This window comes from Xanthomonas sp. F10 (assembly GCF_014206815.1).
Lineage (GTDB): Bacteria > Pseudomonadota > Gammaproteobacteria > Xanthomonadales > Xanthomonadaceae > Xanthomonas_A > Xanthomonas_A indica.
The window spans coordinates 1,059,617-1,084,698 of record NZ_JACHNP010000001.1 but is presented as its reverse complement, the minus strand read 5'-3'; the positions used below and the strand labels follow the sequence as shown (position 1 = coordinate 1,084,698).

The 25,082-nt window shown below is 68.2% G+C and carries 24 protein-coding genes; 6 read left to right on the top strand and 18 right to left on the bottom strand.

Going from position 1 to position 25,082, the window contains the following annotated elements:
* Positions 1–165: 165 nt before the first annotated feature.
* From moeB to ndk, 10 genes are all read right to left on the bottom strand, one after another.
* Entirely contained in the window at positions 166–1,302 is a 1,137-nt protein-coding gene (moeB, locus tag FHR56_RS04815; protein WP_160947806.1) for a molybdopterin-synthase adenylyltransferase MoeB, read from the bottom strand.
* A gap of 51 nt (positions 1,303–1,353) precedes the next feature.
* Entirely contained in the window at positions 1,354–2,571 is a 1,218-nt protein-coding gene (gene glp / locus FHR56_RS04810) for a gephyrin-like molybdotransferase Glp (protein WP_160947807.1), read from the bottom strand.
* Entirely contained in the window at positions 2,568–3,173 is a 606-nt protein-coding gene (locus FHR56_RS04805; RefSeq protein ID WP_160947808.1) for a molybdenum cofactor guanylyltransferase, read from the bottom strand. The genes glp and FHR56_RS04805 overlap by 4 nt, the downstream gene beginning before the upstream one ends.
* Before the next feature lie 7 nt (positions 3,174–3,180).
* The gene (gene der / locus FHR56_RS04800; RefSeq protein ID WP_160947809.1) at positions 3,181–4,578 is read right to left on the bottom strand and encodes a ribosome biogenesis GTPase Der; all 1,398 of its coding nucleotides are present in this window, start codon (positions 4,576–4,578) and stop codon (positions 3,181–3,183) included.
* 18 nt (positions 4,579–4,596) lie between these two features.
* Positions 4,597–5,952: an outer membrane protein assembly factor BamB gene (gene bamB / locus FHR56_RS04795; RefSeq protein WP_160947810.1), complete on the bottom strand. Its 1,356-nt coding sequence runs from the start codon at positions 5,950–5,952 to the stop codon at positions 4,597–4,599.
* On the bottom strand, positions 5,952–6,590 hold the full coding sequence (locus tag FHR56_RS04790; protein WP_160947811.1) for a tetratricopeptide repeat protein: 639 nt from the start codon (positions 6,588–6,590) through the stop codon (positions 5,952–5,954). Before FHR56_RS04790 ends, bamB begins: the two co-directional genes overlap by 1 nt.
* A 64-nt stretch (positions 6,591–6,654) precedes the next feature.
* Entirely contained in the window at positions 6,655–7,530 is an 876-nt protein-coding gene (locus FHR56_RS04785) for a RodZ domain-containing protein (RefSeq protein WP_160947812.1), read from the bottom strand.
* Positions 7,527–8,345, bottom strand: coding sequence for a type IV pilus biogenesis/stability protein PilW (gene pilW, locus FHR56_RS04780; RefSeq protein WP_160947813.1), 819 nt, complete (start codon positions 8,343–8,345; stop codon positions 7,527–7,529). Before pilW ends, FHR56_RS04785 begins: the two co-directional genes overlap by 4 nt.
* On the bottom strand, positions 8,332–9,513 hold the full coding sequence (rlmN, locus tag FHR56_RS04775; RefSeq protein ID WP_160947870.1) for a 23S rRNA (adenine(2503)-C(2))-methyltransferase RlmN: 1,182 nt from the start codon (positions 9,511–9,513) through the stop codon (positions 8,332–8,334). Before rlmN ends, pilW begins: the two co-directional genes overlap by 14 nt.
* A gap of 35 nt (positions 9,514–9,548) precedes the next feature.
* Positions 9,549–9,974, bottom strand: a complete 426-nt coding sequence (gene ndk / locus FHR56_RS04770; RefSeq protein WP_002812972.1) for a nucleoside-diphosphate kinase — start codon at positions 9,972–9,974, stop codon at positions 9,549–9,551.
* 214 nt (positions 9,975–10,188) lie between these two features.
* Between ndk and FHR56_RS04765 the strand changes: the two genes are divergently transcribed.
* From FHR56_RS04765 to FHR56_RS04755, 3 genes are all read left to right on the top strand, one after another.
* On the top strand, positions 10,189–10,821 hold the full coding sequence (locus FHR56_RS04765; RefSeq protein WP_160947814.1) for a TetR family transcriptional regulator: 633 nt from the start codon (positions 10,189–10,191) through the stop codon (positions 10,819–10,821).
* 34 nt (positions 10,822–10,855) lie between these two features.
* Positions 10,856–13,228, top strand: coding sequence for a 3-hydroxyacyl-CoA dehydrogenase/enoyl-CoA hydratase family protein (locus tag FHR56_RS04760; RefSeq protein ID WP_160947815.1), 2,373 nt, complete (start codon positions 10,856–10,858; stop codon positions 13,226–13,228).
* A gap of 164 nt (positions 13,229–13,392) precedes the next feature.
* Positions 13,393–14,598, top strand: coding sequence for an acetyl-CoA C-acyltransferase (locus tag FHR56_RS04755; protein WP_160947816.1), 1,206 nt, complete (start codon positions 13,393–13,395; stop codon positions 14,596–14,598).
* A 275-nt stretch (positions 14,599–14,873) separates the two neighbouring features.
* Here FHR56_RS04755 and galU read toward each other — a convergent pair whose 3' ends face one another.
* From galU to cmk, 8 genes are all read right to left on the bottom strand, one after another.
* On the bottom strand, positions 14,874–15,755 hold the full coding sequence (galU, locus tag FHR56_RS04750; protein WP_160947817.1) for a UTP--glucose-1-phosphate uridylyltransferase GalU: 882 nt from the start codon (positions 15,753–15,755) through the stop codon (positions 14,874–14,876).
* A complete protein-coding gene (locus FHR56_RS04745; RefSeq protein WP_160947818.1) occupies positions 15,755–17,665 on the bottom strand; it encodes a nucleoside-diphosphate sugar epimerase/dehydratase in 1,911 nt (636 codons plus the stop codon). The genes galU and FHR56_RS04745 overlap by 1 nt, the downstream gene beginning before the upstream one ends.
* Positions 17,665–18,654: a glycosyltransferase family 4 protein gene (locus FHR56_RS04740; RefSeq protein WP_160947819.1), complete on the bottom strand. Its 990-nt coding sequence runs from the start codon at positions 18,652–18,654 to the stop codon at positions 17,665–17,667. The genes FHR56_RS04745 and FHR56_RS04740 overlap by 1 nt, the downstream gene beginning before the upstream one ends.
* On the bottom strand, positions 18,654–19,832 hold the full coding sequence (lapB, locus tag FHR56_RS04735) for a lipopolysaccharide assembly protein LapB (RefSeq protein WP_160947820.1): 1,179 nt from the start codon (positions 19,830–19,832) through the stop codon (positions 18,654–18,656). Before lapB ends, FHR56_RS04740 begins: the two co-directional genes overlap by 1 nt.
* Before the next feature lie 6 nt (positions 19,833–19,838).
* Positions 19,839–20,138, bottom strand: coding sequence for a LapA family protein (locus tag FHR56_RS04730; RefSeq protein ID WP_010342891.1), 300 nt, complete (start codon positions 20,136–20,138; stop codon positions 19,839–19,841).
* 73 nt (positions 20,139–20,211) lie between these two features.
* On the bottom strand, positions 20,212–20,517 hold the full coding sequence (locus FHR56_RS04725; RefSeq protein ID WP_010342890.1) for an integration host factor subunit beta: 306 nt from the start codon (positions 20,515–20,517) through the stop codon (positions 20,212–20,214).
* A gap of 80 nt (positions 20,518–20,597) precedes the next feature.
* Positions 20,598–22,277: a 30S ribosomal protein S1 gene (gene rpsA / locus FHR56_RS04720; RefSeq protein WP_010342889.1), complete on the bottom strand. Its 1,680-nt coding sequence runs from the start codon at positions 22,275–22,277 to the stop codon at positions 20,598–20,600.
* A 229-nt stretch (positions 22,278–22,506) separates the two neighbouring features.
* A complete protein-coding gene (cmk, locus tag FHR56_RS04715) occupies positions 22,507–23,178 on the bottom strand; it encodes a (d)CMP kinase (RefSeq protein WP_160947821.1) in 672 nt (223 codons plus the stop codon).
* Between the two features lie 172 nt (positions 23,179–23,350).
* Here cmk and ykgO point away from each other — a divergent pair, with 172 nt between their 5' ends.
* From ykgO to FHR56_RS04700, 3 genes are all read left to right on the top strand, one after another.
* Positions 23,351–23,476: a type B 50S ribosomal protein L36 gene (ykgO, locus tag FHR56_RS04710; protein WP_010342887.1), complete on the top strand. Its 126-nt coding sequence runs from the start codon at positions 23,351–23,353 to the stop codon at positions 23,474–23,476.
* A gap of 127 nt (positions 23,477–23,603) precedes the next feature.
* Positions 23,604–23,933: a hypothetical protein gene (locus FHR56_RS04705; RefSeq protein WP_017913727.1), complete on the top strand. Its 330-nt coding sequence runs from the start codon at positions 23,604–23,606 to the stop codon at positions 23,931–23,933.
* Positions 23,934–24,024: 91 nt separating this feature from the next.
* Complete coding sequence (locus FHR56_RS04700) at positions 24,025–25,062, top strand: agmatine deiminase family protein (RefSeq protein WP_160947822.1); 1,038 nt, start codon at positions 24,025–24,027, stop codon at positions 25,060–25,062.
* Positions 25,063–25,082: the final 20 nt, after the last annotated feature.

Here is a 25,082-nt window from a genome sequence, read left to right as displayed (position 1 = left end):
GCCGTACCCTCACCCCAACCCCTCTCCCGCAGGGAGAGGGGCTTGAGCGGCGCGACACTGCTTCCGCCATCGAGACCGCATCTCCCTTCTCCCACCGGGAGAAGGTGCCACGCAGGGGCGGATGAGGGTACGGATGCCGCCGCGAACAGCGACACCTAATGACAGCTAAGACTCAGCGCCACAGAACTGTGCATAGTCGATATAGCCTGGAAACGGCCGGTCCGGCGCGCACAGCGGGCACTGAGGATCGGCGGACAGGCGGGTTTCGCGGAAGCGCATCGCCAGCGCGTCGAAATGCAGCAGGCGGCCGCGCAGCGGTTCGCCGATGTCCAGCAGCAGCTTCAAGACTTCGTTGGCCTGCAGCAGGCCGACGATGCCGGGCAGCACGCCGAGGACGCCCGCATCGGCGCAGTTCGGTGCGAACTCCGGCGGCGGCGGCTCCGGGAACAGGCAGCGGTAGCACGGTGCCTGCCCACGCCGGCGGCCGGCGTCGAACACGCTGACCTGGCCCTCGAAGCGCTGCACCGCGCCGTACACCAACGGCTTGCCCAGCTTCACGCAGGCATCGTTGAGCAGGTAGCGCGCGGGGAAATTGTCCGAGCCGTCCAGCACCACGTCCACGTCCTGCAGCAGCCGCTCGACGTTGTCGGCGGTGACCCGCTCGCGCACCGCCTCCACCCGCACGCCCGGATTCAGGGCGCCCAGGCTTGCCGCGGCCGAGTCCACCTTGGCCTGACCGATCCGCGCGTCGCCGTGCAGGATCTGCCGCTGCAGGTTGCTGCGCTCGACCACGTCGTCGTCGGCGATGCGCAACTGCCCCACCCCGGCCGCGGCCAGGTAGAAACCGGCCGGCGAGCCCAGGCCGCCGGCACCGACCAGCAGCACGCGCGCGGCCTGCAGCCGGCGCTGGCCCTCGACCCCGACTTCGGGCAGGCGCAGATGCCGCGAATAGCGGTCGAAGAAGTCCTCCTGCTCCGGCGCCAGCGCCGGCCGCTGCAGCGGCAAGCCCTCGCGCTGCCAGCGCGTGGTGCCGCCCAGCACCGAGGCGACCTGCGGGTAGCCGGCCTGTTCCAGGAACACCGCGGTGTCGTGCGAGCGCTTGCCGCTCTGGCAGATCAGCAGCACCTCGGTCCCGGTGCCGAGATAGGCGGCCGGGTCGGCCTGCAACTGCGCGCGGGCCACGCCCTGCGCGCCGGCGGCCATGCCGGTGGCGCGCTCGTGTTCCTCGCGGATGTCGAGCAAGCGCGCACCCTGCGCCTGCCGCGCCTGCGCCTGTGCCGGGGTCAGTTCTCGAATGCCCATGCGCGCATTATCGACGCAAACCGGGCCCGCGTCCGCCGCCCGCCGCGCCGCTCAGTACGGCACCACCTCGACCACGTCGCCGGCCTGGAACTGGCGCGCGCCCTCCTCCAAGCGCAGCAGCACGTCGCTGTCGGCGGCGCCGCGCAGGCGATGCGAGCCGTCCGCAGGATTCGGTTCCGCCCACAGTTGGCCGTGCGCATCGCAGCGCATGCGCCCGCGCAGGAACTCCAGCCGGTCGTGGCGTTTGTCCCAGCCGGACGCCAGCCGTGCGCGCCAGGCCCGGTGCGGCTCGCTGCGCCGCTGCAGCGCATCCAGCAAGGGCCGCCCGATCGCCAGGAAGGTCGCCAGCACCGACACCGGATTGCCCGGCAGGCCAAGGAACAGGGCGCGATCCCACTCGCCGAACAGCAGCGGCATGCCCGGGCGCATGCGCACCTTCCAGAACAGGATGCGGCCGTGCTCGGCCAGCAGCCGCGGCAGGTAGTCCTTCTCGCCGGCGGAGACGCCGCCGCAGGTCAGCACCACGTCGAACGCGGAGGCCGCATCGGCGAGCATGGCCTGGATGCGCTGCGGATCGTCCGGCAGCGTCGGCCAGGCGGTCGGCGCCAGGCCGAGCAGGCGCAGCTGCGCCATCAGCATGTCGCGGTTGCTGTTGTAGATCTGGCCCGGCTGCAACGGCAGGCCCGGCTCGACCAGTTCGTCGCCGGTGGCGAAGACCGCCACGGTCGGCCGCGCCGCCACGGTCAGTTGGTCCATGCCCAGGGCCGCGGCCAGGCCGATCCGCGAGGGCGTCAGCAGCATGCCGGCCTCGAGCACGCGCTCGCCGGCGCGCACATCCTCGCCGCGCGCACGCACATGCGCGCCAGCGGCGATCCCATCCGGAATCTGCACGAGGCCGTCGTGCTCGTGCACGTTCTCCTTGATCACCACCGTATCCGCACCGGCCGGCAGTGGCGCGCCGGTGGTCACCCGCAGGCATTCGCCGGGTGCCAGTGCCTGCTGCCGATCGGCGCCGGCGAACTGCTCGCCGGCCAGGCGCAAGTCGGTCGGCGCCCCCGGGGCCAGGTCGGCATGGCGCAGCGCGAAGCCGTCCATCGCGCTGTTGGCGAACGGCGGCAGGTCGATCGGCGCCTCCAGCGGTTCCAGCAGGATGCGGCCGTCGGCGCGCGACGCCGCCAGGCGCTCGCTGTTGACGGGGCGGGCACGCGCGGCGGCAGCGACGATCGCCAACGCGTCGGTGTAGGCGATCCGGGAGGGATAGTCGGTCATGGTGGCGGCAGGATACCCGCTGCGGCCAGGTCCTGCGGTGTGTTCAGATTGCCCAGCACCAGTTCCGGCAACGGCACGGGCGTCATTCGCAGGCGCTGCTGCACCGCGCGTGGCGCATAGCGGGCGGCCGCCAGCGCCTCTTCCAGCGCCGGGCGCAGCGCGGACACCCGATACAGCGCCACCAGCGGCTGCGCGCCGGCGGCATCCTCGACCCAGGCGCCATCGCGGTCCGCAGCGGCCGCGGCCAGCACGATCGGAAGCTCCGGCGGCAACCGGCACAGGTCGACCGGCACGGTCAGCAGCCACGGCGTGGCGCAGGCGGCGGCAAGCGCGTCCAGCCCGGCGATCGGTCCCAGCGAACGTTCGGCCTCGGCCGGCGCCGCGACACGGTCCGGCAGCGCCTGCAGGCCGATGCCGGCATAGCGCGACAGGCTGCGGTTGGCGCTGACCAGCACTGCGGCCACCTGCGGCGCCAACGCCTGCACCAGCCATTGCACCTGCGCCTGCCCGTCGCGTTGCAGCCAGGCCTTGTCGCATCCGCCCAGGCGTTGCGCGCGGCCGCCGGCGAGAATGCCGAGGGTGATCGCGCGCTGCGGGTCCATCGTGCGGCTACTTGCCGCGGACGTGCTTCATCAGGCGCCGCTTCTTGGCGATCTGACGCTCGGTCAGCACGTTCTTCTTGCCTTCGTACGGGTTGGCGCCTTCGCGGAACATGAAGCGCACCGGCGTGCCGACCAACTTGAAGCGCTTGCGGAAGAAGTTCTCCAGGTAGCGCTTGTACGATTCCGGCAGCACCTTCAGGCGCGTGCCGTGGACGATGAAGGTCGGCGGATTGCTGCCGCCCGGATGCACGTAGCGCAGCTTGGAGACGTGGCCGCGGATGCTCGGCGGCGGATTGCTCTCGTAGGCGATTTCCAGCGCCTGGTTGACTTCGCTGGTGCTGAACTCGCGCACCGCCGAGGCGTGCGCGCGATGGATCGCCTGGAACAACTCGCGCATGCCCGAGCCATGCTTGGCGGAAATGCGCACCGCCTCGGCCCAGCTGACGAACCCGAGCTTGCGCGACAGCAGATCCTCGGCCTGGGCGCGCTGGTAGTCGCTCTGCCCGTCCCACTTGTTGATCGCCACCACCAAGGCGCGACCGGCGTCGAGGATCGCACCGAGCACGGTCGCGTCCTGGTCGGTCACGCCTTCGCCGGCATCGAGCATCAGCACCGCCACCTGACACTGCTCGATCGCCTGCAGCGTCTTGAACGCGCTGAACTTCTCCACCGCTTCTTCGACGCGGCCGCGACGCCGCAGGCCGGCGGTGTCGATCAGCCGGTAGAGGCGGCCGTCGCGCTCCAGGTCCACCGCGATCGAGTCGCGGGTGGTGCCGGGCACTTCGGAGGCGATCATGCGCTCCTCGCCCAGCAGGCGATTGACCAGGGTCGACTTGCCGACGTTCGGGCGGCCGACGAAGGCGATGCGCATGCGCGCCGGATCGGTGTCCAGGGTCTCGCCGGCACCCTCTTCCGGCAGCCGCTCCAGGACCTCGTCGAGCAGGTCGTCGATCCCGTGGCGGTGCGCCGCGGAAACCGCGATGGCGTCGCCGAGGCCGTAGCGCGCGAACTCGGCACGCACCTGGTCCTCGTCGGTGCCGTCGATCTTGTTGATCAGCAGCAGGGTCGGCCGCGCCAGCTTGCGCAGCCAGGCCAGGATCTCGTCGTCGAGTGCGGACGACCCCTCGCGGCCGTCGACCACGAACAGGATCAGGTCGGCCTCGCCGGCCGCGGCGCGCGCCTGCTCGGCGGTGGCGCCAGCCAGGCCTTCCTCTTCGCCGGAGATGCCGCCGGTATCGACGATCACGAACGGGGTGTCCGGCGCCAGCCGGCACACTCCGTAGTGGCGATCGCGGGTGACGCCGGGCTGGTCGTGGACCAGCGCGTCACGGCTGCGCGTCAGCGCGTTGAACAGCGTGGACTTGCCGACATTCGGCCGTCCAACCAGGGCGACCAGCGGCAGCATCGCGACATCCTTCTCTTGTTATTGACCCAACCGGAACGCGGTCAGGTCGCCTTTCGTGTTCTGCATCAGCAGGATTCCGTCCGCGACCACCGGCTGCGCCACCAGCGGCTGGCGTCCGACCCGCTCGCGCGCGGCAAACTCGCCGTTGTCGAGCCGCAGCCAGTGCAGATAGCCCTTGTAGTCGCCGACCACGGCGTAATCGCCCTGGATCGCCACGCCGGTCAGCGAGCGACGCGCCAGCCCCGGCTGCGACCACATCGCCGATCCGGAGGCCTTGTCCAGCGCCCACACGGTGCCGGCGTTGTCGGCCACCACCACGTTGCCGGAGCTGACGCCGACGCCGCCGGCGCCGCCATGATCGCGGTTCCACAGCGGGCGGCCGCTGGGACCTTCCAGCGCCACGGTCTCGTTCTTGAAGCTGGTCGCGTACAGCGTGGTGCCGTCGAGCACCGGCGCGCCGTCGACGTCGGACATGCGCTCCAGTTCGGTACGGCCTTCCGGCACGCCGATGGTCTGCTCCCACAGCACGCGGCCATCCTGCATCGCCAGCGCGGCCAGGGTGCCGTCGTCGTTGCCGATGAACAGCACGCCCGGACCCGCCACCACCGGCGCGTTGCCGCGCACGGTCAGGCTCGGCAGTTCCTGCGCATTGAACCAGCGCTGCTGACCGGTGGCCGCATCGAAGGCGGTGGTGCGGCCGTCGTTGCTGCGCACGAACACCATGTTCTGCGCGATCACCGGCGCGGCGATGACTTCGTTGGGCACCTTGGCGCGCCACTTCTCGGTGCCGTTGGCGGCATCGAGCGCGATCACCTCGCCGTCCAGCGCACCGACCACCACCAGGCCGTCGCCCACGCCCGGACCGCCGGCAAAGCGCGGCAGCGGACGCTTCTTCTCGAGCCGCTTGCGCTCCTTGGCCTGCTGCTTCTCGTTGCGCAGGCGCTGCTTGTAGGCGGCGCGCTCGTCCTTGGACAGGTTCTTGCCGGACTCGCTCTCGACCTGGCTCTTCGGCTGGTCCTCGACCTGCGACAGCTGCTGCTTGCGCGCCTGTTTGGCGTCGTATTCCCAGAGGGTCTTGCCGGTCTGCAGATCCAGTGCGTAGACCGTGCCGGAGGTCGCGGCCGCATACACCTTGCCGTCGGCCACCACCGGATGCTGGCGCACGCCGATGCGGCGCTCGCCCTTGCCGGCGTCGGTGGACCACAGCTTCACCACCTTCACCGACGGGGTGAATTTCACCAGTTCGGCCGGCTCGGCGGCTTTCTTGGCGGCCGCATCCTTGCCGGCGAACCAGCCCTTGACGGTGGTGCAGCCGGACAGCGCCAGACCCAGCAGGGCCACGGTGGCGACACGCTTGAACATGACTACCTTCATCAGATCGGCTCCGCGGCATTCGGCACGCTGCCGCCCGCATCCATCAATTTCGTTTCGACCACGCGCCGCTGCGGCGAGGCCACGTCCAGGCTGGTCAGCGCCTTGCTGTACGCATCGCGCGCCGCGTCGCGCTTGCCCTGCGCGATCAGCGCATCGCCGCGAATTTCCAGGCCTTGCGCGTCGGTGGCCGAGGCCACCAGGGGCAGCGCGTCCTGCGGCTTGCCGCCGGAAATCAGCAGCCGGGCCACGCGGTGGTCGACCAGCACCTTCATTTCGCCGTCGGCCTTGAGCGCGCGCAGCGTGCTCAGCGCGGCATCGGACTTGCCGGCATCGACCTGCGCCTTGGCCAGGCGCAGCGCCGCCAGTTCGGCATAGATGTTGGCCGAGCCCTTCTGCAGTTCCGCCATGTCCTTGGCGGCCTTGTCCAGCTGATTGGCCTGGATGCTCTTGAGCACCGCTTCGTAGCGGGCATTGGCCTGGGCCAGGTCGTTGGACCGCTGCTTGGTCCACCACTGCCAGCCGATGATCGCGCCGAGGCCCAGCACGATGCCGCCGATCAGGCCGGCGCCGTTCTTCCTGAGCCAAGTGCGGACGCGTTCGCTTTGTTCGTGCTCGTCGAGCAGGTCGTCAATCGCCATGCGTACTCTCGCCCCGCCGCTGCGACGGGACATGAAATGTGGAAAGTGAGGAACCGCGCCGCCGTCACTCGGAGGCGGGCACCACGGAACCGTCAGAGGATACCGCAAAGCGCGCCACGTTCGCGCGCCTGAACGGGGTCAGGTCCACGGTACTCCCGGCATGCTGAACCTGGACCGCGGAGGCATTGCCCAGCACCACGCGCCCGACCTGGCCCGGCGCATAGGTGCGGCTCTCGCCGGCCTTCAGCAACGCCTTCTCCACCGGCGTGCCGTCGGGTGCGAGGATCTGCACCCAGCTGTCGCCCTGGAACGACAGGCTCAGGCTGTTCTTCTCCGGCTCCGCCGCCGGACGCGGCATCGGCGTCAGCGAGGCGATGTACGGCGCAGCGTTCGGTGCCGGCCGTGCGGCGGCCGCCGGCGCGGCCGGTGCCGGCGCGGGGTTACCGGCGACAGGCGTTGCGGTCGCGGCGGCGGTGCTGCCCGGCGCGCCCGGCACCACGTCCAGCGACGCGGTGCTGGGACCGCTGTCGTCGGCGAAATGGCTGCGGGTGGCGTACCACACCGGCACCGCCAGTCCGGCGGTGATCACCACGTAGACCATGCGCCGGGTGGCGTTCTCGAGCATGCGCCGCAGCGGCGGGGTATGCGTGTGGCTGATCAATTCGACCGGCTGCACCGGCGCGATCTGCGCGGTCTGCAGCAACGGCTCCAGATCGACGCCGAGCAGGCGCGCATAGCTGCGCAGCTGCCCGCGGACGAACACCGGCGCGCCGAGGCGCTGCCACTGCTCCGACTCGAGTGCCTGCACCACATGCACCGGCATGCGCAGTCGGCTGCCGACGTCGTCGATGCTCAGGCCCGCCGCTTCGCGCGCTTCGCGGAGCTGTTGCCCGCAGCCTTTGGCGCCATCGAAAGCGTTCGGATTGGAATCACTGATCACAATGCACTAGCCCCGGGTGTCGTGGTCGCGGCGTCGGGAAACTCCTTGCGCAACCGCTGTTGGTAACGGCCGGCGGCAGCCTTGTCGCCCAGCCTTTGCTCAATCTGAATAGCAAGTTGTAACACGGAAGCGGTGGCAGGCGCAGCCGCCAGGCGCCGTTCGGAGAAGGCCCGCGCCTCGAAAAAGCGCCCTTGCGCGACCTCGTTGCGGGCCATCGCCTCGAGCGCGTACGCGTTGTCCGGATCCAGGTCCAGCGCCTTGCGCAGGTCGCGCACGCCGCGCTCGCGCTGGCCGACCTGCAGCGCGCAGCCGCCGGCGTTGGCCAGGGCCGAGGCCGGCGTGGCGTAGTCCTGCAGCGCGAGCGCGCGGTCGAACCAGGTCAGCGACTCGGCCGGCGAACCGTTCGCGCACAGCCAGGCGCCGTAGTTGTTCAAGGTCGCGCCATTGCTCGGCGCCAGCTCGGCGGCCTTGCGGTAGTAGCCGCCGGCGGTCGCAGCATCGCCACGGCGATCGGCGACCACTGCCAGCACGGTCAAGGCGTCCACCGAATCGGCGTCCAACGAAAGCGCCTTGCGCGCGTGCGTCTGCGCCGCGTCCAGGTCGTTGGAGGCGAGCCCATTGGCCGCGAGGCCCAGTTGCTCCTGCAAGGCGACACGCGCCTTCACCGCACGGTTGTCGCGGAAGGAATAATGCGGCTGCACCTGCTCGGCGGTGCGCACCGTACCGGTCTTGGCGGCGATCCAGTTGCAGCCCGGCAAGGCCAGCACTGCGATCGCCACCACCGCGAGGGAACGCCGTTGGCTACGCCGCCGCATCCCGATCCGCCCGCGTCTGCAATTCGCGCTTGAACTCGGCCTGGCGGCGGGTGCGGTCCATGACCTGCCCCTTGAGCTGCCCGCAGGCCGCATCGATGTCGTCGCCACGCGTGCGCCGCACCATGGTCAGCACCTGCGCGTCCAGCAGGATCTTCTGGAACGCGCGGATCTCGGTCTCGCCGGAGCGCTCGTAGCGCGTGCCGGGGAACGGATTGAACGGGATCAGGTTGACCTTGCCGGCGTTGGCCGACTGCACCGCGTTGTCGAACTGGCGCATCAGCCGCGCCAGCTGCCGCGCGTGCTCGGGCTGGTCGTTGATCCCCTTCATCAGGGTGTATTCGAAGGTCACCGACTCGCGGCGCTTGTTGGCGCGCAGGTAGCGCGCGCAGGCGGCCATCAGTTCGGCGATCGGGTACTTCTTGTTGAGCGGGACCAGGGTCTCGCGCAGCGCATCGTTGGGCGCATGCAGCGACACCGCCAGCGACACGTCGCTCTCGCTGGACAGGCGGTCGATCTGCGGCACCAGGCCCGAGGTGGACAGGGTCACGCGCTTGTTGGCCAGGCCATAGCCCAGGTCGTCGCGCATCACGCTCATCGCGCGCACGACGTTGTCGAAATTCATCAGCGGCTCGCCCATGCCCATCATCACCACGTTGGTGAGACGGCGCATCTGGTGCGGCACGTTGCCCAGGTGCCGCGCCGCCACCCACACCTGGCCGATGATCTCGGCGGTGGACAGGTTGCGGTTGAAGCCCTGGGTGGCGGTGGAGCAGAAGGTGCAGTTGAGACCGCAGCCGACCTGCGAGGACACGCACAGCGTGCCGCGGGTCTTGTCGGGGATGTACACGGTCTCGATCGCGTTCTTGCCGTCCACGCCCATCGCCAGCAGCCACTTGTGGGTGCCGTCGGCGGAAGGTTTGTCGAACACGATGTTGGGGACGACGACCTCGGCATGCTGCTGCAGCTTGGCGCGCAGCGCCTTGCCGAGGTCGGTCATCTGGTCGAAGTCGGTGACGTAGCGATGATGGATCCACTTCATCACCTGGTGGGCACGGTAGCGCGCTTCGCCGAGGGTCTCGGCGAAGAAACGCTCCAGGCCCTCGCGATCGAGGTCGAGCAGATTCTGCTTGGCCGCCGCGCCGGTCCGCACGGGATCGGCGATGGCCAAGGGAGGATGGACGACCTCGTTCACGACGACCTCGCTTAGCGCGAAACCACTTCGGTGGCGGCGAAGAAATACGCCACTTCGTTGGCAGCGTTCTCGACCGAATCCGAGCCGTGCGCGGCGTTGGCGTCGATCGAATCGGCGAAGTCGGCGCGGATGGTGCCCGGCGCAGCGTCCTTCGGGTTGGTGGCGCCCAGCAGGTCGCGGTGCGCGGCCACGGCGTTCTCGCCTTCCAGCGCCTGGATCATCACCGGGCCGGAGATCATGAACTCGACCAGCGCGTTGAAGAACGGACGCTCGCGGTGCACGGCGTAGAAGCCCTCGGCCTCGCGGCGCGACAGCTGCTTGTACTTGGCGGCCACGACCTTCAGGCCGGCCTTCTCGAAGCGCGAGTAGATTTCGCCGATGACGTTCTTGGCGACGGCATCGGGCTTGATGATGGACAGGGTGCGCTCCAGCGCCATGGGAAGTTCTCCGTTGGGCGGGCCACTGAAGGCCCGAGGTTAACATGAAAAAAACCCGCGTCAAAACGCGGGCTTAGCCAGAATTGCGATGGACAATTCTATCCAATCGGCGCCGGCTTTGCACGGCCAGGCTGAATCGTGCTGCACAGCAGCATGACGCCACTGCCGGCCAGGCCTAGACTCAAACAATCGTTTGATTGATTCTGGCGGCCGCATGGCAAAGCAAGCGCACTTCTCGACCAAGGACCGCATCCTCAGCGCGGCCGAGGACCTGTTCGCGCAGCACGGCTTTTCCGGCACCTCGCTGCGCCAGGTCACCAGCCAGGCCGACGTCAACATCGCTGCGGTCAACTACCACTTCGGGTCCAAGGAAAACCTGGTCAACGAGGTGTTCCGGCGGCGCATGGACGAAATGACCGCCGCGCGCATGGCGCAGTTGGAGGCCGCGCAGCGGCAACATCCCGGCCAGCTCGGCCCGGTGCTGGCCGCCTTCGTCGAGCCGGCCCTGGCCATGGCCCAGGAGCGGCAGAGCGGCGGCGCCTTCGTGCGGGTGATCGCCCGCGCCTATGCCGAGAACAACGACAGCCTGCGCCAGTTCCTGTCCGACCACTACGGCCACGTGTTGCGCGAGTTCGGCAAGGCCATTGCCGCCTGCGTTCCAGGACTGAGCAAGCAGGAGCTGTACTGGCGCCTGGATTTCCTGGCCGGCGCCCTGACCTACGCCATGGCCGACTTCGGCCTGATCAAGCGCCCCGCCGGCGTCAGCGAGAGCGCGCATCGCGCCCACGCCGCCCGCGAACTCATCCGTTTCGCCGAAGCCGGCTTCCTCGCCCACTCGGCTCCCTGATCCCGCAAACGTTGACCCACAGAGGCTGATCGCTATGTCCAATCCCCTGCTAGTCCGCCGTGCCGCCGTCCTGGGCGCGGGCGTGATGGGCGCGCAGATCGCTGCGCACCTGACCAACGCCGGCGTCGACACCGTGCTGTTCGATCTTCCCGCCAAGGAAGGCCCCGCCGATGGCGTGGTGCTCAAGGCGATCGCCAACCTGACCAAGCTCAGCCCGGCGCCGCTGGCCAGCACCGCGCTGGCCGAGGCCATCACCCCGGCCAACTACGACTCCGGCCTGGAGCAGCTGCGCGGCTGCGACCTGATCATCGAAGCCATCGCCGAGCGCATGGACTGGAAACAGGACCTGTACAAGAAGATCGCGCCGTTCGTGGCCGACCACGCGGTGCTGGCCTCCAACACCTCCGGCCTGGGCATCAACGCCCTGTCCGACGTGCTGCCGGAGCAACTGCGCCACCGCTTCTGCGGCGTGCACTTCTTCAACCCGCCGCGCTACATGCACCTGGCCGAGCTGATCCCGGCCAAGCACACCGAGCCGGCGGTGCTGGAAGGCCTGGAGAGCTTCCTGGTCACCACCCTGGGCAAGGGCGTGGTCTACGCCAAGGACACCCCGAACTTCATCGGCAACCGCATCGGCGTGTTCTCGATCCTGTCCACCATCCACCACACCGAGCAGTTCGGCCTGGGCTTCGACGAGGTCGACGGCCTCACCGGCCCGCTGGTCGGCCGTCCGAAGTCGGCCACCTACCGCACCTCCGACGTGGTCGGCCTGGACACCATGGCCCACGTGATCAAGACCATGGGCGACACCCTGCCGAACGATCCGTGGCATGCCTTCTTCAAGGCGCCGAAGTGGCTGGAGGCGCTGATCGGCAAGGGCGCGCTGGGCCAGAAGACCGGCGCCGGCATCTTCCGGAAGGTCGGCAAGGACATCGTGGTGCTGGACCTGCAGAAGCAGGACTACCGCCCGGCCGACCGCGCCGCGGCGCCGGACGTGGTCGAGATCCTGAAGATCAAGAATCCGGCCGAGAAGTTCGCCAAGCTGCGCGAGAGCCAGCATCCGCAGGCGCAGTTCCTGTGGGCGACCTTCCGCGACCTGTTCCACTACAGCGCCTACCACCTGGCCGACATCGCCGAGACCGCGCGCGACGTGGACCTGGCGATCCGCTGGGGCTACGGCTGGGCGCTGGGTCCGTTCGAGACCTGGCAGGCCGCCGGCTGGAAGCAGGTCGCGCAGTGGATCGCCGACGACATCGCCGCCGGCAAGAGCATGAGCAGCGCGCCGCTGCCGAACTGGGTGTTCGACGGCCGCGACGGCGTGCACGCCGCCGAAGGCTCGTACAGCCCGGCGCGCGACGCCAAGCTGCCGCGCTCGGCGCTGCCGGTGTACAAGCGCCAGCGCTTCCCCGATCCGCTGCTGGGCGAGAAGTTCGCGCAGGGCGAGACCGTGTTCGAGAACGACGGTCTGCGCATGTGGCACGACGGCGACGACATCGCCGTGGTCAGCTTCAAGACCAAGATGAACACCGTGTCCGACCAGGTGCTCGATGGTCTGCAGGAAGCGGTCGGCCGCGCCGAGAAGGACTTCAAGGGCCTGGTGCTGTGGCAGCACAAGGAACCCTTCTCGGCCGGCGCCGACCTGGCCGGCGCGCTGGGCCTGCTGCAGGCCGGCAAGGTCGATGCGTTCGAGGCGATGGTCGCCAACTTCCAGGCCACCAGCCAGCGCATCAAGTATTCGCTGGTGCCGGTGGTCGCGGCGGTGCGCGGGCTGGCGCTGGGCGGCGGCTGCGAGTTCCAGATGCACAGCGCCAAGACCGTGGCCGCGCTGGAGAGCTACATCGGCCTGGTCGAGGCCGGCGTGGGCCTGCTGCCGGCCGGCGGCGGCCTCAAGGAGATCGCGGTGCGCGCGGCGCAGACCGCGGGTCCGGGCGGCGATGTGTTCGCCGAACTGAAGAAGACCTTCGAGACCGTGGCGATGGCCAAGGTCTCCACCTCGGCGGTCAACGCCAAGGAGCTGGGCCTGCTGCGCGGCACCGACAAGGTGGTGTTCAACAGCTACGAATCGCTGTACATCGCCAAGGCCGAGGCGCGTGCCCTGGCCGAGGGCGGCTACCGCCCGCCGCTGCCGGCGCGACGCATCCAGGTCGCCGGCGACGTCGGCATCGCCACCTTCAAGATGCTGCTGGTCAACATGCTGGAAGGCCGCTTCATCAGCGAGTACGACTACGAGATCGCCACCCGCATCGCCACCGTGGTCTGCGGCGGCGAGGTCGATCGCGGCGCATTGGTGGACGAGGAATGGCTGCTCAAGCTCGAGCGCAAGCACTTCGTCGAACTGGCCCAGCAGGAAAAGACCCAGGCGCGCATCGGGCACATGCTCAAGACGGGTAAGCCCCTCAGGAACTGAGATTCGGGAGTCGGGATTGGGGATTCGCAACAGCGCATCCCCACTGCCAACGATTCTCGCCTCCCACAAATTCATCCGCCGGGCAGGAAATATTCGGGTGCCGGGATCCGCTCTGACGAATCCCCAATCCCGAATCCCCAATCCCGGCTTTCGGAGAAAGCCAAATGAGCAAACAGATCCAGGAAGCCTACATCGTCGCCGCCACCCGTACGCCGGTCGGCAAGGCGCCCAAGGGCATGTTCCGCAATACCCGTCCCGACGACATGCTGGCGCACGTGCTGCGCGCCGTGGTGGCACAGGCGCCGGGCATCGATACCTCGCGCATCGACGACGCGATCATCGGCTGCGCGATGCCCGAGGGCGAGCAAGGCATGAACGTGGCGCGCATCGGCGTGCTGCTGGCCGGCCTGCCGAACTCGGTGGCCGGGCAGACCATCAACCGCTTCTGCTCCTCGGGCATCCAGGCGGTGGCGCTGGCCGCCGACCAGATCCGTCTGGGCAACGCCGACCTGATGCTGGCCGGCGGCACCGAATCGATGTCGATGGTGCCGATGATGGGCAACAAGGTGGCGCTGTCGCCGAGCGTGTTCGCTGACGACCATGTCGCCATCGCATACGGCATGGGCATCACCGCCGAGAAGGTGGCCGAGGAATGGAAGGTGTCGCGCGAGGACCAGGACGCCTTCGCCCTCGCCTCGCACCAGAAGGCCATGGCCGCGATCGCCGCCGGCGAGTTCCGCGACGAGATCAGTCCCTACGAGATCGTCTCGCACCAGCCCGACCTGGCCGGCAACGTCATCGCGCTGCGCAAGAAGCTGGTCGATACCGACGAAGGCCCGCGCCCGGACAGCTCGATCGAAGGCCTGGCCAAGCTGCGCCCGGTGTTCCGCAACGGCCAGTTCGGCGGCAGCGTCACCGCCGGCAACTCCTCGCAGATGAGCGACGGCGCCGGTGCGGTGCTGCTGGCCTCCGAGCAGGCGATCAAGGACTACGGGCTGACCCCGCTGGCCCGCTTCGTCAGCTTCTCGGTCGCCGGCGTGCGTCCGGAAGTGATGGGCATCGGTCCGATCGAGGCGATTCCGAAGGCGCTCAAGCAGGCCGGCCTGAGCAAGGACCAGCTGGACTGGATCGAGCTCAACGAAGCCTTCGCCGCGCAGTCGCTGGCGGTGATCCGCGACAGCGGCCTGGATCCGTCCAAGGTCAACCCGCTGGGTGGCGCCATCGCCCTGGGCCATCCGCTGGGCGCCACCGGCGCGATCCGCACCGCCACCCTGGTGCACGGCCTGCGCCGACACAAGCAGAAGTACGGCATGGTCACCATGTGCATCGGCACCGGCATGGGCGCCGCGGGCATCATCGAGGCGCTGTAAGCGGCGGCACCCTCCCCTCATCCGGCCCTCCTGCGGGCCACCCGATGGGAGAAGGGAGCAGCACATAGCCCCTCTCCCACCGGGAGAGGGGTTGGGGTGAGGGTCCGGCATCAAGCATTGCTGTACAGACCCGCGCGCACACAAAAAAGGCAGCCTCACGGCTGCCTTTTTTGTTTGTCATTCGATTCAACCTATCCGGTCGAATCAGTTGCTTAAAGCTAATGCATCAGCACTCGACCAGCGCACCGCCCTTGCAGCGGCACGCGGCGCCAGGCTCACTCCTCGGCGAGCATCTGGGTCAGCTTCTCGCGTGCCGGCTTGGCCAGCTTCTTGTTCTCCAGCGCGAAGCGGATGGTCGCCTCGACCAGGCCCAGGTGGGTGCCGCAATCGAAACGGGTGCCCTCGAAGCGATAGGCGTCGACTTCGTCGGTCTTCAGCAGCGCGGCGATGGCGTCGGTCAGCTGGATCTCGCCGCCGGCACCGGTGCCGGTGCTTTCCAGCAGATCGAAGATCTTCGAGCTGAGCACGTAGCGCCCCACCACCGCCAGATCACTCGGCGCGTCTTCCGGCTTGGGCTTCTCGACGATCTGGGCGATGCGGCCCTTGCGGCCGTCGAAGGCCTCGGTGGCGACAATGCCGTAGCTGGCAGTGTTCTCGTGCGGCACGTCTTCCACCGCGATCACGCTGGCGCCGCTGCGCTCGTTGAGATCGGCCATCTGCTTCAGCGCGCCGTCGCCTCGGTTCCAGATCAGGTCGTCCGGCAGCAGCACCGCGAACGGCTCGTCGCCGATCACCGACTTGGCGCACAGCACCGCATGGCCCAGGCCCAATGCTTCGGCCTGGGTCACGAAGATCGCGCGCACGCCCTCGGGCAGCACATGGCGGATCATCTCCAGCTGTTCGCGCTTGCCCGCGCGCTCCAGCTTCTGCTCCAGCTCGTAGGCCTTGTCGAAATAATCCGCAACCGCGTGCTTGTAGCGGTTGGTGACGAAGATCAGGGTGTCGCAACCGGCCTCGATCGCCTCGTCCACGGCGTACTGGATCAACGGCCGATCGATGATCGGCAACATTTCCTTGGGAACGGTCTTGGTGGCGGGAAGGAAGCGGGTGCCCAAACCTGCCACCGGGAATACTGCCTTGCGGATTCTCTTGCTCATCAGAGCCTTCTGGCCTCGCGTGCGGGGAATGGAACGATGGTAGCGGAGCCGTCGTGATCGTCGTGCTGACGCAAGGGCGCGAACTCCGGCATGGTCATGCGCAGCACCTTCTCGATGGTCTCGCTGTCGTAGTCGGCCACGGCGGCACGCAACTGCTGCACGCCGCGCAGCACGTCCTCGCGCGAGAAACTGCGCACGCCCGCTTCCAGAATCTTCGGATGCGAGGTCGGCCGATAGTTCTCGTCGGCGTAGAACAGCGTCTCGTGCAGCTTCTCGCCCGGCCGCAGGCCGGTGTAGACGATGGCGATGTCGCGTCCGGGCTGCTTGCCCGCCAGGCGAATCATCTGCTCGGCCAGCAGGCGGATCGGCACCGGCTCGCCCATGTCCAGGGTGTAGATGGCGCCATGCGACGCGGACGCCGCGGCCTGCACGATCAGCTGGCTGGCCTCGGGAATGGTCATGAAGTAGCGCGTCACCTGCGGATCGGTGACGGTCACCGGGCCGCCCTGGCGGATCTGCTCGCGGAACAGCGGCACCACGCTGCCGGCCGAATCCAGCACGTTGCCGAAGCGCACCGTCACGAAGCGCGTACTCACCGCCTGGTCGTCCAGCGACTGGCACACCATCTCGGCGTAGCGCTTGGACGCACCGAGCAGGTTGACCGGATTGACCGCCTTGTCGGTGGAAATGAACACGAAGGTCGAGACCTTGGCCGCGACGCAGGCGCGCGCCACGTTCTCGGTGGCCAGCACGTTGTTGCGCACCGCCTCGCGGCATTGCTGCTCCAGCAACGGCACCTGCTTGTAGGCCGCGGCGTGGAATACGGCGTCGGGCTCGGCCACGCGCATGGCATGGCGGATCACCGCCGGATCGCCGCAGTCGCCGAGCACGCAGTCGATCTCCAGATCGGGGAAGGTACGGCGCAGGTCGGCATGGATGGTGATCAGCGCCAGTTCGTTGATCTCCAGCAGCACGATCTTGCGCGCGCCATGACGCGCGCACTGCCGGCACAGTTCCGAGCCGATCGAGCCGCCGGCGCCGGTGACCAGCACGGTCCGCCCGGACAGCCAGCCCTTGATCAGCTTCCAGTCCGGGGTCACCGGCTTGCGCCCCAGCAGGTCCTCGATCGCGACCTCCTTGAGCTCGCCCGGCAGGTAGTGGCCTTCGAGCACGTCGAGCAGGCGCGGCACGGTGCGGAACGGCAGGCCGGTGCTTTCGCAGATCGCCACCACGCGCTGCATGCCGGCCGCGTCCAGCGACGGGATCGCGATGACCAGCAGCTTGGCCGCGGTCTCCTTGGCGATCGCGCCGGCTTCGTCGATGCGGCCCAGGATCGGCAGACCCTGCAGCTTGGCACCGTGCAGATGGCCGGCATCGTCGACGAAGCCCACGGGCTGATAGGCGCCGGACCGGCGCAGGTCGCGCACCAGCGCCTCGGCCGCACGGCCGGCGCCGACGATCAGCACGCGCCGCGCGCTATCGTCCGAGTGCGCGATCTGATAATCCTTCCAGGCGCGGTACAGCAGGCGCGGCGCGCCCAGCAGCGCCGACAGCGCGAACGGGTACACCATCAGCACCGACAGCGGGATCGCATCGAAACGGCTGTAGGCCAGCCCCAGGACGATCGCCACCAGGCCATAGAAACTGGCCTTGAAGATGTTCAGCAGGTCGGGAACGCTGGCGAAGCGCCACAGGCCGCGGTACAGGCCGACCTTCCAGAACACCAGGCCCTGCGCCGCCAACACGATCACAGTGTTGAGGTTCCACAACGGCAGCGGGTGCTCGCCGGGGAGCATGGTGTAACGCGCAGCGTGAAGCAGTTGCCAGCAGACCCAGACGATGGCCAGATCGTGGATGACCACGGAGGCCTTGGGAAACAATTCGGTGACTCGGTCGCGCGTGGAAAGCATCAGTAATCCGTAAGAGTTCGGCGCATCCGGTTGCGCAAAGCCAGCCAAAGCACACCTGCCGAACAGAACCAGGCGATCGTCAGACCGGCCTGCGTACCCGCATCCAGCGGTCTGCCCAACCGCGCAATTGTAATCGCGACAATGCTGAACAAACCGTAGGCGAGCGTGACGACAGCATGGCTACTGCCGGTGTGTACCCAACGCTGATAAAAATGTTGCGCGTGCGGTTGCCACCAGCGTTCGCCGGCGAGCATGCGCGAGGCGAGCGTGAAGCCGGCGTCGATGGCGAAGGCCGACAGCGGCAATGCCGGCAGCCATGGCGCCTGCTCGCCGGCGACGATGCACCAGGCGAACAGCGCGGCGATCAGGTAGCCAAGCGCGCCGCTGCCGACATCGCCGAGGAAAATGCGGGCACGGGGATAGTTGAACGGCAGAAATCCCGCGCAGGCCACCAGCAGGACCCAGCATGGCCAGCGCAGCGGCGCCGGCAGCAGGCAGGCAAATCCGACGGCGGCGAGCATCGCCTGGCTGCTGGCCAGGCCATTGATGCCGTCCATGAAATTCCAGATATTGATCAGCGAGACCGTCGCCAACCACGCCAGCGCGACCATCCACAGCGGCTGGTTCGTTTTGTAGACAAGTGCAGCCAGCAGGGTCGCCGCCACCGCGTGCACCAGCAATCGCAGCCCCGCCGACAGCGAGCGGTGGTCGTCCCACCAGCCGACGCCGGCAACCAGGAGCAGGCCCGCGGCGAAGGTGGCGATCCCGGCGCCCTGCTGCGGCCATTGCAGCGCGGCCCAGCCGCAGGCCAGCAGCACTGCCGCCACGATCGCCACGCCACCGCCGCGCGGTGTCGCCACGGTGTGGCTGCGCCGCTCGCCGGGCGCGTCCATCAACTTGCGTTTGAGCGCGTACCGGCGCGACAGCCAGGTGCCGGCCGCGCTGAACACCCCGAGCGCCAAGAGCAGCGCGGCTCCTGCGATGGGCACTACACCACCGCGTAGTTGAGCAGCGGCTTGACCGTGCCCCACTCCTTGCAGCTGGGGCATTGCCAGTGGTGGGTGCGCGCGCCGAAGCCGCAGCGGGTGCAGCGGTAGCTGGGATTGCGCACCAGCAACTGGTCGGTGATGTGCTTGAGATCCTGCAGGGTCGCGGTGGAATCGGCGCCCTCGGCCAGGGTCAGGTCGATCAGCGCCGACTCGCCGCGCACCGACGGCCGGTCCTTGAGCTGCCGGCCCAGGTAGGAGCGCGCGGCGGAAATGCCTTCCTGCGACTCCATCAGGCGGGTCAGCGCCAGCACCGGGGCGATGCCGCGGTAGTGCTCGGTCATTTCCGAGAGAAACGCGCGCGCGCCGCTGAGGTCGTTGCCGCGGCGGTAGCAGTCCATCAGCGCCGGCATGATCTCCGGCAGGTAGTCCGGGTCATGACGCGCGGCGCGCTCGAAGGCGCGGATGGCGGCCTCGTCGTTGCCGTCGTCGACGTCGATGCGCCCTTCCAGGATGCCGGCGCGCACCGACTTGGCGTCGGCCTGGTAGGCGCGCGCGATCGCCGCCCGCGCCAGGTCGTTCTTGCCCGAGGCGCGATAGCGGTCGGCCAGTTCGCATTCGAACTGAGCGATCAGCTTGCCCATCGGCTCGCCGGTCACCTCTTCGTAGCGGGTAGCGTTGTCGATTGCCTTTTCCCAGTCGCGCTCGGCCTGGTAGATGCCGATCAGGTGCTTGAGCGCCTGCGGGGCGCGCTGGTCGATCTGCGCCAGTTCGGTGAACACGGTTTCGGCGCGGTCCAGCAGCCCCGACTTCATGTAGTCCTCGCCCAGCGCCAGCAAGGCCTGCACGCGCTGCGCATCGCTCAGGTCGCCGCGCTGGACCAGGCCCTGGTGCAGGCGGATGGCGCGGTCGACTTCACCGCGGCGGCGGAACAGGTGGCCGAGCGCGACCTGGGTCTCGAAGGTTTCCTTGTCCAGTTCGGCGATGTGCAGGAACAGCTCGATCGCCTTGTCCGGCTGCTCGTTGAGCAGATAGTTGAGGCCGCGGAAATAGGTGCTGGAGAGCCGGCTGACCTGGGTATCGCCATGGCGCTGGCCGCCACGGCGACCGATCACCCAGCCGCTCAGCGCCGCCAGCGGCAGGAACAGGAAGAACCAGAACCACTCGGTCAGAAAGTCCATCGAAGATCAGCGTCCGTCCAAGGGCTGGTGGGCATGGGGAGAGACCGGCGCGACGGCCGGCGCAGCGGCGTTCGCGGCCTTGTTGGCGCGACGCAGCTTGGCATACAGGGGGATCACCAGGGCCGCCAGGACCAGCGAGGCGCCGATCAACACGCCCGCGAACAGCGACACGATGATGGCGATGCCGGAGGTGGTGGCGATGCTGGAGAACACGAAGTTGATCTGGATCGGCTGCGAATTGAGCGACCCGATGACCAGGCCGGCCAACAGCAACACCAGCAGGATCAGCAGTCGTGCAATCTTCATGAGCAACTCCAGCGTCGGGAGACACTAGATTAGCCGAACAGGCGTGGATTCCGGCAAGCGCCGGACGCCGGGCTCAAGGCGTGTCGGATTCGACCGGGACGACGCCGCTCACGCGCTCGCGCAGCTCCTTGCCGGGCTTGAAATGCGGCACGTGCTTGCCGGGAAGCGCAACGGACTCGCCGGTCTTGGGATTGCGTCCCAGGCGCGGCGGCCGGTAATGCAGGGAAAAGCTGCCGAAGCCGCGGATCTCGATGCGATCGCCGCCGGACAGGGCGCCGCCCATCATTTCCAACAACGACTTCACCGCCAGATCGACGTCGTCCGACTTCAGATGCGCCTGCTTGCGCGCCAGGATTTCGATCAGCTCGGATTTGGTCATTTACGGATGCGTGCAGTGGGGTCGCAACCTGGCACGGCCCGGGAACACCGGGCCGTGCCAGTAACGCTGCGTGTGGCGGATTACTCGGACTTGTTGCCGTTCAGCTGCGCGCGCAGCAGCGCACCCAGCTGGGTGGTGCCGCCCGACGCGGACTGGTATTCCTCCAGCACTTCGCGCATTTCGGCATCGTCCTTGGCCTTGATCGACAGCTGCAGGGTGCGGCCCTTGCGGTCCATGCCCACGAACTTGGCTTCGATCTTGTCGCCAACCTTCAGGTGCTGGCTGGCGTCGTCGACACGCTCGTTGGCGATGTCGCGCGCGGCGACGTAGCCTTCGATGCCGTCGGCCAGGTCGATGGTGGCGCCCTTGGCGTCCACTTCACGCACCACGCCCTCGACCTTCGAGCCCTTCGGGTTGGCGGCCATGTACTGGCCGAACGGATCCTGCTCCAGCTGCTTGACGCCCAGGCTGATGCGCTCGCGCTCCGGGTCCACTGCCAGCACCACGGCTTCCAGCGTGTCGCCCTTCTTGAAGTTGCGCACGATGTCTTCGCCGGTGGTGTTCCAGCTGATGTCGGACAAGTGCACCAGGCCGTCGATGCCGCCGTCCAGGCCGATGAAGATGCCGAAGTCGGTGATCGACTTGATCTGGCCGGACACCTTGTCGTTCTTCTTGTGGGTGGCGGCGAAGGTCTCCCACGGATTGGCGGCGACCTGCTTCATGCCCAGCGAGATGCGGCGACGCTCTTCGTCCACGTCCAGCACCATCACTTCGACTTCGTCGCCGACCTGCACGACCTTGGACGGGTTGACGTTCTTGTTGGTCCAGTCCATCTCGGACACGTGCACCAGGCCTTCCACGCCCGGCTCGATCTCGACGAACGCGCCGTAATCGGTGACGTTGGAGACCTTGCCGAACACGCGGCTGTTGGCCGGGTAGCGACGCGCGATGTTGTCCCACGGATCCTCGCCCAGCTGCTTCAGGCCGAGGCTGACGCGGTTACGCTCGCGATCGAACTTCAGCACGCGCACGTCCAGCTCGTCGCCGACGTTGACCACTTCGGACGGATGGCGCACGCGCTTCCAGGCCATGTCGGTGATGTGCAGCAGGCCGTCGATGCCGCCCAGGTCCACGAACGCGCCGTAGTCGGTCAGGTTCTTGACCACGCCCTTCAGGATCGCGCCTTCCTGCAGCTTGTCCATCAGCTGCTCGCGCTCTTCCGAGTGCTCGCTCTCGACCACCGCACGACGCGAGACCACCACGTTGTTGCGCTTGCGGTCCAGCTTGATCAGCTTGAACTCCAGTTCCTTGCCTTCCAGGTAGGCCGGGTCGCGCACCGGGCGCACATCCACCAGCGAACCGGGCAGGAACGCGCGGACATCCTTGATGTCCACGGTGAAACCACCCTTGACCTTGCCGCTGATGCGGCCGGTGATGGTCTCGTTCTTCTCCAACGCTTCTTCCAGCTCGTCCCACACCATGGCGCGCTTGGCCTTCTCGCGCGACAGCACGGTCTCGCCGAAGCCGTTCTCGAGCGAGTCGAGCGCGACCTTGACCAGGTCGCCTTCGGCGACGTCGATTTCGCCAGCGTCGTTACGGAACTGCTCGATCGGCACGATGCCTTCGGACTTCAGGCCGGCGTTGATCACCACCACGTCGCCGCGGACTTCCACGACGGTACCGGTGACGATGGCGCCGGGCTTCAGCTTGGCCAGGTTGGCTTGGCTGGCTTCGAACAGTTCGGCAAAAGATTCGGTCATTTGAAATTACTCTAGTGGACACACGGACAGGGCGTTTTCTTCTGGAAAACAGCGACTGCCCACCTGGTTAGTCGGCCCGAACAGCGGCCGGGTGTGGAATGGAAAAACCGCAGCGCGGAATGCGCAGCGGAGCCTTTGGAACGATCGATGGAACATGCATGTTGCGGGTGTTGCGAGGAACCGGTGGCTCCATGACGGCGCCACCCTGCTGCCCTGCCCTGCGCGCCGCTCAGAGCGGCAGCAACTGCAGGACGCGGCCCACCACCTGGTCGATGTCCATCCCGGTGGTATCGAGGAGGACGGCATCGTCTGCCGGCCTCAGCGGGGCCACCGCGCGTTGGGCATCGCGTGCGTCGCGGGCCATGATCTCGCGCAGCAGGTCGTCGAATATAACCGAAACCCCTTTTTCCTTCAACTGCTTATGCCGGCGCTGGGCACGCTCCTCGGCACTGGCGGTCAGGAACACCTTGTAGGGGGCGTCCGGGAAAATCACCGTCCCCATGTCGCGGCCATCGGCGACCAGCCCCGGCGGGGTGCGGAAGGCCCGCTGGCGCTGCTTCAGCGCCGCGCGCACCTCGGGAATGGCGGCGATCGCCGAGGCGACCGCGCCGGTGGTCTCCAGGCGCAATTCGTCGGTGGCGTCGGCACCGTTGATGCGGACCCGCAGGCCGCCGCCGGCGACCTCGTCGAAGTCAACCCGGGTGTCGAAGGTGCAGCGCACCAGGGCGGCGGCATCGGAAATGTCCAGATTGGCCCAGCTGGCCGCGACCCCGACCGCCCGGTACAGCGCCCCCGAATCCAGGTAATGCCAGCCCAGGCGGGCGGCGACGATGCGGCTGACGGTCCCCTTGCCGGCGCCGGAAGGGCCATCAATGGTCAGGACGGGAGCGGGCTCGTTCATGCGGTTCCTCGGACGGGGGGCGGCGCATTGTAGCGCCGACGCCGGCCCTGCTGGCGCAAGCAGTTGAAACCATGAAGAAAACCAGGCTACAATCGCCGGCTTACTGATCCCGCGCCATGGTTTCGGCCGTGCCGCCCTCCTTCGAATCCACAAGTTTACGCCGAGGTGTGCCATGAAAGTCCTGTCCTCCCTGAAGTCGGCGAAGGCCCGTCACCGCGACTGCAAGGTGGTCCGCCGCCGCGGCAAGGTCTTCGTGATCTGCAAGTCCAACCCCCGTTTCAAGGCGCGTCAGCGCTGATCCGACCCGGCCTGCCCTGCCGCGCCGCGCGCAGCGGTGGCCGGTCGTCGACGAAAGCCGCCTTCGGGCGGTTTTTTGTTGCCGAAGTTTGCTGTAATCGGCGTTCGTCCTCTGGGGAGTACACGTGATGAAGCATCGTCTGTCCGTCCTGCCGCTGCTGGCCGTGTTGGGCCTGGCCGGCGGCGCCCACGCCGAGACCCTGCTGGTCGATCGGGTCAAGGAGGAGCCTGCGGCGGCGCTGCCGACGCGCGGCCTGAGCATGGCCCAGGTGCAGGCGCGCTACGGCGCCCCGCAGCAGAAGCTGGAGCCGCGCGGCGGCCAGAAGCGGCAGTGGCCGACCATCAACCGCTGGGTCTATCCGGCCTTCACCGTGTACTTCGAGAAGCAGAAGGTGGTGGACGTGGTCGCCAACAAGGCCGACGCCAACGAGATCGGCCCGAAGCCGGCGATCCGTTAACGCACGTCCCCGGCAAGAGCCCGCACATCCCAGTGCGGGGACGTAAATAACAGCTGGGCTTCGGCCTGACAGCACGTGAGCAGTGGTCGCAATGTCTGATCGTCTTCGCCTTCCCGCGGAATGGGAACCCCAGTCCGCCATCCTGATCGCCTGGCCGCATGCCGGCACCGACTGGGCCGAGCGCCTGGCCGAGGTCGAGGAGACCTACATCGCCCTGGTCGCCGCGATCGTGCGCTTCCAGCGGGTGCTGATCTGCGTGGCCGATGCCGACCTGCAGATCTATGCCGAGGCGCGGCTGCGCTCGGCGCGGGTGGACATGCAGCGGGTACGCTTCGTCGAGGCCGAGTACGACGACACCTGGCTGCGCGACTCCGGCCCGATCACCCTGGCGCGCGCCGGCGGCGGCTTCCAGCTGCTGGATTTCCGCTTCACCGGCTGGGGCGGCAAGTTCCAGGCCAGCCGTGACGACCAGTTGGTGAGCGTGCTGGCCGACCAAGCGCTGTTCGCCGACAGCGACGTGCGCCGCATCGATTTCGCGCTGGAAGGCGGCGCCATCGACTGCGACGGCGCCGGCACCCTGCTGACCACCTGGCAGTGCCTGCACGAGCGGCATCCGCAGCGCAGCCGCGAATCGCTCAGCCACGACCTGGCCGACTGGCTGGCGCAGCAGCGCGTGCTGTGGCTGGATCACGGCTACCTGGAAGGCGACGACACCGATGCGCACATCGACACCCTGGCCCGCTTCGCCGGCACCGACGCGATCGTCTACCAGGCCTGCGACGACGCCGGCGATTCGCACTACGCCGAGCTGCAGGCGATGGGCGCCGAACTGGCCGCGTTGCGTACCGCCGACGGCGCGCCCTATCGGTTGTTCCCGCTGCCGTGGGCGCAGCCGGTCATCGATGAGGGCCGGCGCCTGGCCGCCTCCTACGCCAATTTCCTGATCGTCAACGGCGCGGTGCTGATGCCGGCCTACGGCGATGCGGCCGATGCGCAGGCGCAGGCCGTGATGGCGCAGGCCTTCCCGCAGCACGAGATCGTGCCGATCCCCTGCCGCGCGCTGATCTGGCAGAACGGCAGCCTGCACTGCATCACCATGCAGCTGCCGGCCGGCCTGCTGGCGGACTGAGCCGCCCCACCTGCGCCGCA

Bases quoted from the DNA above. Each gene is read 5' to 3' on its own strand.
- moeB (WP_160947806.1), bottom strand. From the start codon at position 1,302: ATGGGCATTCGAGAACTGACCCCGGCACAGGCGCAGGCGCGGCAGGCG.
- glp (WP_160947807.1), bottom strand. From the start codon at position 2,571: ATGACCGACTATCCCTCCCGGATCGCCTACACCGACGCGTTGGCGATC.
- FHR56_RS04805 (WP_160947808.1), bottom strand. From the start codon at position 3,173: ATGGACCCGCAGCGCGCGATCACCCTCGGCATTCTCGCCGGCGGCCGC.
- der (WP_160947809.1), bottom strand. From the start codon at position 4,578: ATGCTGCCGCTGGTCGCCCTGGTTGGACGGCCGAATGTCGGCAAGTCC.
- bamB (WP_160947810.1), bottom strand. From the start codon at position 5,952: ATGAAGGTAGTCATGTTCAAGCGTGTCGCCACCGTGGCCCTGCTGGGT.
- FHR56_RS04790 (WP_160947811.1), bottom strand. From the start codon at position 6,590: ATGGCGATTGACGACCTGCTCGACGAGCACGAACAAAGCGAACGCGTC.
- pilW (WP_160947813.1), bottom strand. From the start codon at position 8,345: ATGCGGCGGCGTAGCCAACGGCGTTCCCTCGCGGTGGTGGCGATCGCA.
- ndk (WP_002812972.1), bottom strand. From the start codon at position 9,974: ATGGCGCTGGAGCGCACCCTGTCCATCATCAAGCCCGATGCCGTCGCC.
- FHR56_RS04765 (WP_160947814.1), top strand. From the start codon at position 10,189: ATGGCAAAGCAAGCGCACTTCTCGACCAAGGACCGCATCCTCAGCGCG.
- FHR56_RS04760 (WP_160947815.1), top strand. From the start codon at position 10,856: ATGTCCAATCCCCTGCTAGTCCGCCGTGCCGCCGTCCTGGGCGCGGGC.
- FHR56_RS04755 (WP_160947816.1), top strand. From the start codon at position 13,393: ATGAGCAAACAGATCCAGGAAGCCTACATCGTCGCCGCCACCCGTACG.
- galU (WP_160947817.1), bottom strand. From the start codon at position 15,755: ATGAGCAAGAGAATCCGCAAGGCAGTATTCCCGGTGGCAGGTTTGGGC.
- FHR56_RS04745 (WP_160947818.1), bottom strand. From the start codon at position 17,665: ATGCTTTCCACGCGCGACCGAGTCACCGAATTGTTTCCCAAGGCCTCC.
- lapB (WP_160947820.1), bottom strand. From the start codon at position 19,832: ATGGACTTTCTGACCGAGTGGTTCTGGTTCTTCCTGTTCCTGCCGCTG.
- FHR56_RS04730 (WP_010342891.1), bottom strand. From the start codon at position 20,138: ATGAAGATTGCACGACTGCTGATCCTGCTGGTGTTGCTGTTGGCCGGC.
- FHR56_RS04725 (WP_010342890.1), bottom strand. From the start codon at position 20,517: ATGACCAAATCCGAGCTGATCGAAATCCTGGCGCGCAAGCAGGCGCAT.
- rpsA (WP_010342889.1), bottom strand. From the start codon at position 22,277: ATGACCGAATCTTTTGCCGAACTGTTCGAAGCCAGCCAAGCCAACCTG.
- cmk (WP_160947821.1), bottom strand. From the start codon at position 23,178: ATGAACGAGCCCGCTCCCGTCCTGACCATTGATGGCCCTTCCGGCGCC.
- ykgO (WP_010342887.1), top strand. From the start codon at position 23,351: ATGAAAGTCCTGTCCTCCCTGAAGTCGGCGAAGGCCCGTCACCGCGAC.
- FHR56_RS04705 (WP_017913727.1), top strand. From the start codon at position 23,604: ATGAAGCATCGTCTGTCCGTCCTGCCGCTGCTGGCCGTGTTGGGCCTG.
- FHR56_RS04700 (WP_160947822.1), top strand. From the start codon at position 24,025: ATGTCTGATCGTCTTCGCCTTCCCGCGGAATGGGAACCCCAGTCCGCC.